This is a genomic window from Ignavibacteriales bacterium, from assembly GCA_016709155.1.
Classification (GTDB): domain Bacteria; phylum Bacteroidota; class Ignavibacteria; order Ignavibacteriales; family Ignavibacteriaceae; genus JADJEI01.
Window position 1 is genome coordinate 97,506 of record JADJEI010000001.1, and the last position, 12,749, is coordinate 110,254.

General features: G+C 33.6%; 13 protein-coding genes. 2 read left to right on the top strand and 11 right to left on the bottom strand.

Annotated elements, in window-relative coordinates:
• Window position 1 precedes the first annotated feature (1 nt).
• Both IPH11_00500 and glgA read right to left on the bottom strand, forming a co-directional pair.
• Window positions 2-577: an HAD family hydrolase gene (locus IPH11_00500; protein MBK6912220.1), complete on the bottom strand. Its 576-nt coding sequence runs from the start codon at window positions 575-577 to the stop codon at window positions 2-4.
• Between the two features lie 3 nt (window positions 578-580).
• Entirely contained in the window at window positions 581-2,074 is a 1,494-nt protein-coding gene (gene glgA / locus IPH11_00505) for a glycogen synthase GlgA (GenBank protein MBK6912221.1), read from the bottom strand.
• Window positions 2,075-2,243: 169 nt separating this feature from the next.
• On the opposite strand from glgA, the gene IPH11_00510 reads away from it, so the two are divergent.
• Together IPH11_00510 and IPH11_00515 are read left to right on the top strand one after the other, a co-directional pair.
• Window positions 2,244-2,780 carry an SPOR domain-containing protein gene (locus tag IPH11_00510; GenBank protein ID MBK6912222.1) on the top strand — a complete coding sequence of 179 codons (537 nt, stop codon included), beginning with the start codon at window positions 2,244-2,246 and terminating at the stop codon, window positions 2,778-2,780.
• The gene (locus tag IPH11_00515) at window positions 2,781-4,028 is read left to right on the top strand and encodes an imidazolonepropionase (protein MBK6912223.1); all 1,248 of its coding nucleotides are present in this window, start codon (window positions 2,781-2,783) and stop codon (window positions 4,026-4,028) included. It abuts the gene before it with no gap.
• A gap of 3 nt (window positions 4,029-4,031) precedes the next feature.
• Here IPH11_00515 and IPH11_00520 read toward each other — a convergent pair whose 3' ends face one another.
• The 9 genes from IPH11_00520 to IPH11_00560 form a co-directional block, all read right to left on the bottom strand.
• Window positions 4,032-5,717: an Ig-like domain-containing protein gene (locus tag IPH11_00520; protein MBK6912224.1), complete on the bottom strand. Its 1,686-nt coding sequence runs from the start codon at window positions 5,715-5,717 to the stop codon at window positions 4,032-4,034.
• Window positions 5,693-6,712 (bottom strand): endolytic transglycosylase MltG, encoded by a 1,020-nt coding sequence (mltG, locus tag IPH11_00525; GenBank protein MBK6912225.1) that lies wholly within the window; start codon window positions 6,710-6,712, stop codon window positions 5,693-5,695. Before mltG ends, IPH11_00520 begins: the two co-directional genes overlap by 25 nt.
• A complete protein-coding gene (locus tag IPH11_00530) occupies window positions 6,709-7,089 on the bottom strand; it encodes a chorismate mutase (protein ID MBK6912226.1) in 381 nt (126 codons plus the stop codon). Before IPH11_00530 ends, mltG begins: the two co-directional genes overlap by 4 nt.
• Complete coding sequence (tsaD, locus tag IPH11_00535; GenBank protein MBK6912227.1) at window positions 7,082-8,119, bottom strand: tRNA (adenosine(37)-N6)-threonylcarbamoyltransferase complex transferase subunit TsaD; 1,038 nt, start codon at window positions 8,117-8,119, stop codon at window positions 7,082-7,084. Before tsaD ends, IPH11_00530 begins: the two co-directional genes overlap by 8 nt.
• Window positions 8,120-9,019 (bottom strand): proline dehydrogenase family protein, encoded by a 900-nt coding sequence (locus tag IPH11_00540; GenBank protein MBK6912228.1) that lies wholly within the window; start codon window positions 9,017-9,019, stop codon window positions 8,120-8,122.
• 367 nt (window positions 9,020-9,386) lie between these two features.
• A complete protein-coding gene (locus IPH11_00545; protein ID MBK6912229.1) occupies window positions 9,387-9,998 on the bottom strand; it encodes a dephospho-CoA kinase in 612 nt (203 codons plus the stop codon).
• 300 nt (window positions 9,999-10,298) lie between these two features.
• Entirely contained in the window at window positions 10,299-11,867 is a 1,569-nt protein-coding gene (gene rny / locus IPH11_00550; protein MBK6912230.1) for a ribonuclease Y, read from the bottom strand.
• A 242-nt stretch (window positions 11,868-12,109) separates the two neighbouring features.
• Entirely contained in the window at window positions 12,110-12,406 is a 297-nt protein-coding gene (locus tag IPH11_00555; GenBank protein ID MBK6912231.1) for a cell division protein ZapA, read from the bottom strand.
• 30 nt (window positions 12,407-12,436) lie between these two features.
• The gene (locus IPH11_00560) at window positions 12,437-12,745 is read right to left on the bottom strand and encodes a hypothetical protein (protein ID MBK6912232.1); all 309 of its coding nucleotides are present in this window, start codon (window positions 12,743-12,745) and stop codon (window positions 12,437-12,439) included.
• Between the last annotated feature and the right edge of the window lie 4 nt (window positions 12,746-12,749).

Genomic DNA, 12,749 nt, shown 5'->3' on the forward strand with positions numbered 1-12,749 from the left:
TTTAAATTTCTCCATCAAAGTCGTTTTGAATAAAATTTACAGCATCCATTAAATTAGCGGCAGCAAAACTTGGAAATTTATTTTGCTTTTGCAATGCAGAAATACTTTCCAATCCATTACCGGTTTTTATGAGAACGAATTTACAGCCTGCATTTTTGGCGCACTCATAATCACTAATCGAGTCGCCAATGAAATAGCTTCTTTTTAAATCTATATCAAATTCTTCGGAGGCCTGGTAGACTAACTCAGGTGATGGTTTTCTGCAATTGCACTCTTCTGATGAATTAAACTCTGGATGATGCGGGCAGTAATAATATTTATCAATCTCTGCGTTACCTTCAGATAGTAATTCATTTATTTTGTGATTAACAAAATCAACTTGCTCTTTAGTAATAATTCCGCGAGCTATACCAGATTGATTTGAAATCACAATTAATAAAAAATTCAATTTATTTTTTAAAATTGATAAAGCCGGAACAGCATCACTGAAAAGTTTTACTAATTTTACATCACCCAAGTAACCCGGGTCTTCATTTATTGTCCCATCACGATCAAAAAAAACAGCAGGACGACTCATCAACTATTCTTCGTCGAGTACTTTTTTGTATAAGTCAATATATTTTTTAGCCGAAGAAAGCCAGCTAAAATCAGATTTCATTCCAGCCTTCATAATTTTTTGCCATGTTTTTGTGTCTTCAAAAATCTTTAAAGCTCTTTTAATTTCTTTTAAAAAAGTATCAGTATCATATTTTTTAAAAACAAAACCATTGCCTTCACCGGTTTCCTCATTATAATTAACTACTGTGTCTGCCAAACCACCTGTTTCGCGAACAATTGGGACGGTTCCATAAATCAAACTGTACATTTGATTTAAACCGCATGGTTCATACATAGATGGCATTAAATAAATATCAGCACCAGCTTCGATAACATGAGCCAATTCATCATTGAACCCAAGGTAGCAGGCAAATTTGTCTGGATATTTAATTGCCATTTTTTCAAAGAAGATGTGGTATTTTCTTTCACCGGTTCCAAGAACAACAAATTGAAGATTCATCTTCATCAATAAAGGAAATATTTCTGTAATCAGATCGATACCTTTCGAATCATAAAGGCGTGAAATGATTCCTAAAATCGGGGTTGTTTCATTAAATTTAAAACCAAATTTTCGGGTAAGTTCTTCTTTATTTATCCTTTTATCTTCAATGTTTTTTATCGAATATTTTTTTACAATTACTTTGTCGGTTTCAGGATTCCAAATTTTAGTATCAATGCCATTTACTATACCAAAGAGATTTTCTTTCCTCTTCATAAAAATACTTTTGAAACCGGAGCCAAGTTTTTCATCTGTTCTAATCTCATTTGCATAAGTCTCACTAACTGTATTAATTGCGTCGGCATAAAGCAAACCGCTCTTCATAAAATTAATTTTACCCTTATGTTCAATTCCCTTTTCTGAATTTAATGACTCAGGAAGCCCTGTCTTCTTGAATGTTGATTTTGGAAATTCGCCTTGATAACCAAGATTATGAATAGTGAATAGAGTTTTAAATTTACTAAACTCCACTTCCTTGCTATAAACATTTTTTATATATCCGGGAATTAAACCGCATTGCCAATCGTTGCAATGAATTATATCCGGCACCCAGCCAAGCTTAATTAGTAACTCACAAACGGCACGACTCATCAATATAAATCTCTCATCATTATCAGGATAATCTTTTTCAGTCATTGGATCTGCATAGAGACTATTACGACTTCCATAGTATTCCTGATTATCCAAAAAATAGATTTGAATTCGAGTTCTTGGCCCGGGCAGGAAGCATGATTTGAGAGAAAATACTACTTCTTTATCTCCGATTTTTATTAAAATATCCTTTAAACGAACGACCTCATGAATCTTAAATTTCCTGTCATCAACTGCACCATATTTGGGAATTACAATTCTAACTTCGTGACCCAATTCGGTTAGCATTTGCGGTAAAGCTGAAGAAACATCAGCAAGCCCGCCTGTTTTTACAAAGGGGAATACTTCAGAAGATACAAATAGGATTTTGAGTCGTTTGGCAGCCATTTTGGTAAAGATTTTTATGAAATAATGTGCAAAATTACAAAATCATAACCTCTTTCCCAAAAATTTACTCTATTTAAGATTTAATCTATTCTTGTTATGAAGGAGAATTAGACTTTACTTTACTTATTCAGCTATTTGCTTTATATTTGAAAAAATAAATTAGATAGAAATGAAAATTTTTTCTGCCACTAAAATCGCTCTATTAATTCCTGCTGCTCTTTTCTTAATTAGCTGCAGTGCTTCAACTTCAGACAGGTTTAAAATTACTTCTAAAGATTCTGAGGAAGAATCAAATCCGAAAGAAAATAATTTCGTGGAAGATTTCGATTTTTCCAAATACCGACCTCCCTTTAAATTGCCTGAACCAGAAATCACGACTAAAAAAACCAGCTCAGAAATTTGGTTTGAGTTTAATGCTGATACACATAACTTAAATAAAGAAAAAACCATCTCTGGAACAACAAGTGGTTATCGTGTTCAAGTTTTATCTACAGACGATCTTGATGAAGCCAATCAGATGAGGTCTAAAATTTATTTTGGCACCGATCAAAAAGATGTTTATGTAATTTTTGACCCTCCTTTTTATAAAGTTCAAATTGGCGATTTTACGAATTCTGCTGATGCAGATAACTTGAGTTTTAAGTTGAAGCAGCTCGGCTATTCAGAAGCAAGATCAGTGAATGAGACTATTAACCTGTTTAAATAGATGAGAACTCTTCTTAGTAATCCTGCCCAAATTGTTTCTGTAAGCACCAATGGCAAGAATTATAAACGAGGCTCTGAAATGAACAATCTCGGCCTGGTTTATGATCACTCTATTTTAATTGAGGATGATATCATTCTAGATTTGATCCCCGATTCATCTGTTTTTAAGCAGGCTTACGATCAAAAAATTGATGTCGCAAACAAAATAATTCTTCCGGGGTTAGTTGAATGTCACACTCACAGTGTCTTTGCAGGTTCGAGAGCAGATGAATTCAATATGAAATTAAAAGGAGTTAGTTATGAGGGAATTGCAAAACAAGGTGGAGGCATTCTTAAAACTGTAAATGCCCTTCGAAAAAGTTCCATTCCGGAATTAATTAACCTAACCAGGAATAGAATAAATAGATTTATTTCGCAGGGAGTTACTACTCTCGAAATTAAAAGCGGATATGGCTTAGACTTTGACAACGAAATTAAACTCCTCGAAGTTATTAATATATCAAATGAAGAATCCAATATTGATTTAATTCCAACCTTTCTTGGTGCCCATACAATTCCCCTGGAATTCAAATCTGAAAGAGAAAATTATATTGAATTAGTCATTGAGAAAATGATTCCTTTTATTGCTAAAAACAACCTTGCAATTTTTTGCGATGCTTTCTGCGAATCAGCAGCATTTTCGGCTGAAGAAACTGAAATGATTTTCCATGCTGCGACAAGACATGGATTAAAGTTGAAATTACACACCGAACAATTTAACAATATCGGAGGGGTTGCAGTCGCATTAAAAAATAATGCAGTCAGCGTTGATCATCTTGAAGTTTTAGTTGATGCTGATATTCAATCACTTTGTAATTCTAACATTGTTTGTGATCTACTACCGGGTGTATCATTCTCTCTCGATTATCAATATGCACCGGCAAGAAAATTAATTGACGGAAATGCAATCTTAGCACTCGCCACAAATTACAACCCGGGTTCTTCGCATATCTTAAATATCAGTTTGATTATGAGTTTAGCAGCAATTAAAATGAAGATGAGTTCAGAAGAAATCATTTCGGCTTATACAATCAACGCAGCGAAATCATTGTGTGTAGAACAGAAAACAGGCAGTATCGAAATTGGTAAATCAGCGGACTTTGCTCTCTTCAATACTGATACTTATGAAGATTTAATTTACAATATCGGCTCAAATCTTTGCTGTATGACCATCAAAAATGGAAATGTAATTTATCAATCAGATAAATGATTATCATTTAAAAATAAAATTGATATCCGTTAGCGACCAGCGTGCTTTAAGTGTAAGCTTGTCAAAGTAATATGAAAATCTTTCGGCATGTTTGATTGGATCAGGTAAACCAAAAGAGTAATTTCCGCTGCCATCTTCATCAAGAAAACACCACAAAGAATAATGCCCGGGTTCAATTCTTTGAAAATTAAAATTCATTAGCTCATCCGGATTAGTATAATAAATTAGGCTTTTATTATCTTCTTGTAAAACTAAAATCGGGTTCAAAGAAACATCCACCCCGATAAGTTTACCGCTGACTCCTGTAAAATCAAGTCCCGTAATTGTAGAATATGAATATGTAATCACTGTATCAGTTTTATTTCCTTCTACATCTATAAATTGTGATAAATCAATTTTTAGAAAATATTTGTTTTTGGGCAGGAGATTTTTTTGAAGCGAAATCCTGAGGGTTGCATCATCAATAAAATTCAACTCTAACTGAAATTTATTTCCAGAAGTATCAACAAATGAAATGGCATCGGAAGCCTGGCTTTTATCAAAAGCGTCATCAAAAAAAAGAAAGAAATCATGAGTGGTAAAATCCACTTTGTTGTAATTTTTATCAGGAATAGCTTTAAAAACTGAAAGCTTGTTTGTATCAGGTTTGTCGGAAATTGTTAAAGCGGTAAAGTCTTGAAAAAATAAATTTCCATTTTTATCTTTTAATGTATCAATTAGAAGGAACGCTGATGATGTTATTGACAAAGTATCTTTTGTAGCGAGAGTTATTTCATCAATCTTTGTATTACCTTTAAATGCGTAGAGTGGAGTAATGATCAAATGAGATGTTGAATCCACTACCTTGAAGTTCGAAGCAATTATTAATGAGGAATCAATTGGCTCACTGAATTTTACAATTATATGATGACGATCAGTAAAAGTAGCAGAAAAAATTCGAGGGGGGATGGTGTCATACTCAGAAAGTAAAAAATTAAAATTTGAAACAAGTGTATCCTCATCAGAAAGGACTATGTCTTTAAATGGCATCCCAATTTTATCCTGCTCAGGCTGAAAGATGAGATCTTTGAATTCATCAGCTACAGCATAAACACGATAAACTCCTTTTGATAATCCGCTTAATGAATAAAAGCCATCTTTACCTGATTGAGAAATGTAATCCGGTTTTCTGATCAATAGTGTATCCAAATCAGATTTCACTTTATACCCAAAAATCATATTCCCATCGGGTTTGTCCGAATATATTTTACCTTCAATTTTTCCTTTATCAATTTTATCGCCTGTCGAGAAAGTTAAAACGAATGCCGAGTCCATTCTATTCTTATTATTGTAATCAATTACATCAGTACCAACATTAAAAACGTAAGTGATGCTGTCATTTAATTTTTCCGGAAAGTAAATTCTTACAGAGGTGCCGCTCCAGTCGAACTCCGGAACACCATCGAAGGATGGTGAAATAAATAAAGCATCACTCAATGATCGTTTATCAATATACTCCGAAAATGAAAGCTCGATATAATCATCCATAAAATTTGTAGCTCCATTTAGGGGATATGTTTCAACAACTATTGGAGGAGTAGTATCAATCTCTCCCCCTCCCGGAGGCAGCTGGTTTGCACAACCGATAAATGCAATCACTATAATTATAAATAAAAATGAAAAAACTATTTTGAATTCTTTTTTAACCATTGACGATAATTATTTACTTTCTTCAAATGTTCATTGAAAGTTTTTGAGAATGCGTGACCGCCTTTAGTATCCGCTACAAAATAAAGATAATTATGCTTATCAGGAAATAAGCAGGAAAGAATAGCATCTTTGCCGGGATTATTAATTGGTCCGGGAGGCAATCCAGCATAGAGATAAGTGTTGTAAGGCGAATTTATTTTTAGATCACTATTAAATAGTCTTCTCCAATTTCCATTTAATAAATATTGAACAGTTGGATCAGCTTGAAGCTTCATTCCCATTCGCAAGCGGTTCAAATAGACTCCCGCAATAATGGGCATCTCACTTTTTATATTCGTTTCCCCATCCACAATTGAAGCGAGAGTGAGAATTTCATGTTGTGTAAATCCCAATTCCTTCGATCTTTGCTCAAGTGAATCACTCCAGAAAGTTTTGAATGAGTCTAACATTGCTTCGATAATTTCACCGGGAGAGCTGTTTTCATAAAAATAATATTTTCCCGGAAGCAGGTATCCTTCAAGGCTTTTAGAATTAGCACTAACTGATTTCGTGAATAATTCATTTTTCATTTTATTTACAAAATCAGCAGAATCAACAAACACGCTCCATTTCAACCTTGAAGCAATCCACTGAACCGTATTACCGGGGATGATATTTACCTCTCTTAAATAATCTGCATCTCCCTTCGTGAACAAATCAAGCAGTTCAATATAACTTAAATCGTTTGGAATTTTATACCGGGCTGCTTTGATTTTCTTTTCAGCGCCATAAATGAATGCTATAATCTTAAAGTTAAAACTGCTGGGAATTATTTTTTGATTTTCGAGGTTTACTGCAATTTTAGAGAGAGGTTCGTTATTCTTTATTTCAAATTGAATCGGCGATTCGAAAGGATAATGATTACTTGTAAAAAAAGTATAATACAACAAAAAAAGTACACCAAAGAAAAATAGAAATAAGGCAATCCATTGTGGGCGGCTAAAATATGCTTTCAATGATTAACACCTGATTTATTTTTATCTTTAAACAAGAAAGACAGATCAATATCAGACTTCTGAATGAGCCGGGATTCTTCAATAATTTTGACATAAATTTTTTTAATTGATTTTTGGAGTACAGTTTCATTTGAAATTGAAGTTACATTTTTCAAGATTTCCTGTTCACGCCTGGACGAATAAGTTTGAATATTGAGATCCTTTTTTATTTGTCCAATCAGAAAAATTAATTTAATTCTCTCTGATAATTGTGTAGCAATGTTTCGATCCATCAGATCAATATCATTTCTCAACTCTTTAAGGAGATTTTGTTTTTCTTGCTCGGTGGATTGTTTTAAACCAATTAAAATTTTTTGTAGCTTCTTCTTATCAATCATTTTCTTTAGAAATAGAATTAAAATAATTTTCACTCAGAGAAGGATAGGCATTAAATTCAAGCGAATAAACTTTTCCTGATTTATGTAACTGAAATCCCCGCTGTGCAATCATCGCTGCATTATCACCGCAAAATTCCAGATCAGGGATCACAACTTGTTTTTTATATTGAGATGAAATATCAATTATCATCTGCCTAATTGCATTATTTGCAGCTACGCCGCCAACTAAACTAATCGAATTAAATTCAAATTGATCCAAGGCTCGTTGAATACTTTTGTGCAAAGATTTGACCACCGAAAGTTGAAAGGAAGCTGCAATATTTTCAATTTCCTTTTGACTCATACTGCCAAATTCCGATTTTATTTTTTGAATGTGTCTAAGCACAGAAGTTTTTAATCCACTGAAAGAAAAATCAAATTTATTAGATGAAATTTCTGCTACTGGAAATTTAATAGTTGGGTTTTTGCATTTCTCTGACAGCCTTTGAATTGCCGGACCACCGGGATAAGGCAAGCCTAACATTTTTGCAACTTTATCAAATGCTTCTCCAGCAGCATCATCAGCGGTTTCGCCAAGTTTGGTAATTCTTATAAAGCTATCAACCTTTAACAGCAAAGTATGCCCCCCCGATACAACTAAAGTCAGCATTGGAAATTTCGGTTTCTCTTCCATTAAAAAACCAGAATAAATATGACCTTCGATGTGATTGACAGGAACGAATGGTTTGTTGAGCGCATAGGCTAAACCTTTAGCGAAAGTCAATCCAACAAGCAAAGCTCCAATTAATCCAGGACCTGCTGTAGCGCATATTAAATCAATATCTTTTAACGCTAATGATGCTTTAGCCAAAGCCTGCCTCAATAAAGGTACAATAATTTGAAGATGTGCCCGGCTGGACAACTCAGGAACAACCCCCCCATATTTTGAATGAAAATCCTGAGAAGAGATTAAATTCGATGTAATAATTCCATCAGATAGTATTGAAACAGATGTTTCATCACACGATGATTCTATTCCGAGAACATTCATTTAGGAAAGATGAAAAATACTTTTGAAGATTTGTCCGGCGATGTGAGGATTTTCCTTCATCCTTCTTATCGAGTAAGCGTACCAGTCTTTTCCAAACGGAACATAAATTCTAATTTTGAAGCCATCATTATTAATTTTATCCCGCAGATTTTCTTTTACACCGAGAAGCATCTGAAACTCAAATTTATCTTTTGGAATATTCATCTCTTTAATTAATTGGTAAGCATGTTCTACGAGATAATCATCATGTGTCGCTATACCAACATAGTTACCATCTTTAAGAATGAGCTTTAAAAGGTCAAGATAGTTTTCACGCACCTTTTGCTTATCCTTGTATGCAATAGCCGGAGATTCGATATAAATACCTTTACATAATCTGTAGTCAGTTCCAAGCTTATTCAATTCACGAATATCATTCATGCTGCGCATCAAATAAGATTGAATCACAATGCCAACGTTATCATATTTTTGATTTAATCTTTTGAACAAATTGATTGTTGTATCGGTAGTGGATGAATCTTCCATATCTATTCGTACGAAACTCCCCATTCCTTTGGCTTTAACGACTAATTCTTCCACTTGCGAATATGCAAAATCCTCAGATATGCTCAATCCCATTTGAGTAGGTTTTATTGAAAGATTTGATTTCAGATTATTTTTTTGGATTGCATCAAGAACTTTTAATGCTTCGTTCTTCGCTGCGATAGCTTCATCTTTATTTTTTATTGACTCCCCCAAAACATCCATTGTAGTAAAAATATTTTTGCTGTTAAGCAACTTAACGAGTGTAACTGCCTGTTCCAACGATTCCCCTGCAATGTATTTTTTCGCAAAATATCCTACAATTGATTTGGGTAATAATTCGGTGGCTTTGACTATTATATGATTGAAGACTGACACAAATTTCTCCTGGTTGATGATAAGGAATTTTAAAATTACTTATCAAACTTAAATAGTTTTGATTGTTTTGCCAACAGGATAGGAGTCCGCTAATAGATAAGCAGAATTTAGAGCATTAAATTTATTAAGATCATACTTAATATTTGTTGATGAAGAATTGCGTGAAAACCCACATAAAAAATATATAAAAAGAGTTTGTACCGAATTGAACAGTTTCAATTTTGGGAGACTGATTTTTTTCTTTGATGAAAGAATTACTTTCTGGAAGGTAGGTTATGTAATGAAGCAATTATTTTTGCTAAAATATTTTAAGGCTGCAATCCTGGTATTAGCTTCGTTTATAAATTGGAATGAAATTCCGCTCAATTCACTTTTTGACTAATCCACTTAGGAGGTTGATAAAAATATCTACTTTACTTTTTAATTCTGAAGGAGAATTATCATTAATAAAAGTAAAATCTGCGCGTTTCCTTTTCTCCTCATCAGGAATTTGAAATTTTTCTCTGCGAATAAAATCATGTTCGGTTAACGATAAAGAAGAAATTTTTCGTTGAAGTCTTAATTCTCTTGGCGCAGAGATTAATGCGATATAATCAAAGTATTCTTCAAAGCCTGCTTCATAAATCAAAGCAGCTTCCACAAACACAATTCTTTTAGCGCGAAATATTATTTCTATCTTCTTATCAATCTCTTCCATAACAACCGGATGGACAATTGAGTCTAACTCGATTAATTTTTTCTCATCGTTAAATATTTTTTCAGCAAGCAGCTTTGTATTTAATTCTTTTCCGTAAAAAACTTCTTTCCCAAAAATTTTTAGAATTCCTTTTTTGACAATTACATTATTAATGTACAACTGCTTGGCAACATCATCAGCATAAATTACAGAATAATTCATTGCTTCAAGAAATTTGCAAAAAAGAGATTTACCGGAGCCAATACTTCCGGTTATGCCGATTTTGTATCTATTGTTTTTCATATTTCAATTTAAAATTGATAAAAAAAATTAAACATCAAAAACTAAAAATTTTATTAATAACTGACATTACTCACTTTGTAATTTCTTAGTGTCTTTATGACTTTTTGGTAAAAGAATAAGTAAAAAATTAAGCCACAAATCATCAAGTTTCACTAAGGATGATTCATGAAAATTCAATTTATGCGTAATATAAGTTAATGACTTAAGTTACGTAAAATGAATTTTAAGAGCTTATATTGTCATTCACGTTAAAAGGTGAATGCTTTCGAACGTAATATTAAGCATCAACAAGCTGAAAAATTAATTTGCATAACTAATTTTTCTAACTTCACGGATTACAGTGACTTTAATCTGACCCGGATATTCCATTTCTGATTCTATTTTTGCAGCTATATCATGAGCCAATTTCTCGGCAATAACGTCATCAATTTTTTCGTGTTCAACAACAACTCTAACTTCCCTGCCGGCTTGTATTGCATAAGTTTTTGCAACGCCGTCAAAAGTTTTGGCAAGTGCTTCAAGATTTTCTAAACGTTTAACATAGCTTTCTAGAGGCTCTCTCCTTGCGCCAGGGCGTGCACCACTTATTGCATCAGCCGACTGTACAAGGGCTGAAATCGGATGCTCCATCTCGATATCATCGTGGTGAGATCCTACTGCGTTAACAACTATTGGATGTTCTTTGAATTTTTTAGTCATATCGTAACCAAGTAAGGCATGAGGACCTTCAAGACTTTTGTCAAGAGTTTTTCCAATATCGTGAAGCAAGCCTGCTCTTTTAGCAAGATTAATATCAAAGCCAAGTTCAGCAGCCATAATACCGGTTAAGTATGCTACTTCGACACTGTGCTGCAAAAGGTTTTGTCCATAGCTTGAACGGTATCTCATTTTTCCAATATGCTTAACTAATTCAGAATGCATGTTATGAATTCCAAGCTGCATAATTGTGTTTTCACCGTCACGTATCATTTCTTCTTCAAGTTCGATACGAACTTTTTCCACTACCTCTTCAATTCTGGCGGGATGAATCCTGCCATCTGTAATTAATCGTTCAAGAGAAACCCTTGCAACCTCACGGCGAAATTGATCGAAGGAAGAAAGAATGACTGCTTCGGGAGTATCATCAACTATTACGTCCACGCCCGTGGCACTTTCGAATGCACGGATGTTTCTACCCTCCTTACCGATAATTCGTCCCTTCATCTCATCATTCTGTATCTGCACAACAGACACGGTAGATTCGATTGAATGATCGGCAGCAGTTCTTTGAATTGCCTGTACAATAATTTTCTGTGCTTCTTTTTTAGCATCAATTTTAGATTTCTCATGAATCTCTTTAATCATCACAGAAGCATCAATTTTAGCTTGATTAACCAAATTCTCCATGAGCATTTTTCTTGCGTCCTCAGTGGTTAATCCTGAAAGTTTCTCAAGTCGTTCATTTTGCTCAGATTCTAATTTCTGAACATCTTTTGTCCGCTGATCAAGTTTTTTCTTAGCCTCAATTAAGTCTCTTTCGACAAATTTTAATTCTTTTTCTTTCTTCAAGGAAAGATCAAATTTCTTCTCTACATTTTCTTCGCGGGAGCTGATTTGTTTTTCGAGAGCAGAAATTTTCTGTCGTTTCTGGTTAATCTCGGAATCGAATTCAATTTTCTTTTTATACCATTCGTCTTTTACTTCGAGTAATTTTTCTCTTTTAATATTGTTTGCTTCTTTTTGTGCATCAGCAATTATTTGTTTGGCTCTCTCTTCAGCCGAACTAATACTTTTCTTTCCAACTTTATTATTAAATATCCATCCAATAAAAAAGAACAATACCATCAGAGCGATAAGTACTGGAATAATAACAAGTAGTTCCAGTTGCATTTTTCCTCCGTTTATATTTTTAAGGAATTATTAAACGCATCTGTCAGCCCATGAGAAATAAGGAAAACCTTATTTAGTCAATGCGGGAATATCCTGAACGTTTTTTGCTTCCACCGTTTCGCCGAAGCGAAATCTCCGCAAGCGGAGTGAGGCCTGCAATAGGCGTTGAAAGTAATGCTCCCTTCTAGATAAGAGTTAGTTTTCCTATTTAGAACAGACTGACAGAGCGTAATATTATTTATTTAGGATGGAGTAGGCAGATCTTGTTCAGAAAAGAGAAGCTTTATTTTTTTAATTTTATCGGATGCTTGTATCAAAAATTCTCTGTTTTTATTTTTCTCAATGAACAAATCATAAGCAATATTCAGACATGCTATTATAGCAATCGTCTGAGGAGGTTGATCAGGCAGTTCATCTTTAGTTTCATCCATAACCTTATTAACATAAATCGCGAGTTCTTTAGCTATCTCCTCGTCTTCAACCAAAAGAGAATATTCTTTATCGAAAATTTTTATTTTGAGCTTCTTTTTATCCGTCATTTATACCAATTCCATCTTACGAACATTTTTTTAAGAACTTAAGTGATAATCAATTTTAGTAATCAGTTGTTTAATTTTATTCTTTAAGATTTCTTTCTCCTCTACATTTAGATTTAATTTGTCAGAGTTTTCTTCAACTTCCGGCTTTTGTTCAAGCTGGCTTTCCAATTGAGCAATCCTCTGGTTCAAAAGGTTTTTTTCTTTTTTTAAAAGAAAAACAATATCCTCAAGTTCATTATTCCGATTTTTCAACTCTTCGAACTTATCTTTTACTGAAGAGGCTTGACTCTCAATAAAATTTAAGTCGCTTAAAATCATATCGTATTTTGTCAAATCCACCAAA

Excerpts from the sequence above, each read along its gene's own strand:
- IPH11_00500 (MBK6912220.1), bottom strand. The coding sequence starts at position 577 with ATGAGTCGTCCTGCTGTTTTTTTTGATCGTGATGGGACAATAAATGAA.
- glgA (MBK6912221.1), bottom strand. The coding sequence starts at position 2,074 with ATGGCTGCCAAACGACTCAAAATCCTATTTGTATCTTCTGAAGTATTC.
- IPH11_00510 (MBK6912222.1), top strand. The coding sequence starts at position 2,244 with ATGAAAATTTTTTCTGCCACTAAAATCGCTCTATTAATTCCTGCTGCT.
- IPH11_00515 (MBK6912223.1), top strand. The coding sequence starts at position 2,781 with ATGAGAACTCTTCTTAGTAATCCTGCCCAAATTGTTTCTGTAAGCACC.
- IPH11_00520 (MBK6912224.1), bottom strand. The coding sequence starts at position 5,717 with ATGGTTAAAAAAGAATTCAAAATAGTTTTTTCATTTTTATTTATAATT.
- IPH11_00530 (MBK6912226.1), bottom strand. The coding sequence starts at position 7,089 with ATGATTGATAAGAAGAAGCTACAAAAAATTTTAATTGGTTTAAAACAA.
- tsaD (MBK6912227.1), bottom strand. The coding sequence starts at position 8,119 with ATGAATGTTCTCGGAATAGAATCATCGTGTGATGAAACATCTGTTTCA.
- IPH11_00545 (MBK6912229.1), bottom strand. The coding sequence starts at position 9,998 with ATGAAAAACAATAGATACAAAATCGGCATAACCGGAAGTATTGGCTCC.
- rny (MBK6912230.1), bottom strand. The coding sequence starts at position 11,867 with ATGCAACTGGAACTACTTGTTATTATTCCAGTACTTATCGCTCTGATG.
- IPH11_00555 (MBK6912231.1), bottom strand. The coding sequence starts at position 12,406 with ATGACGGATAAAAAGAAGCTCAAAATAAAAATTTTCGATAAAGAATAT.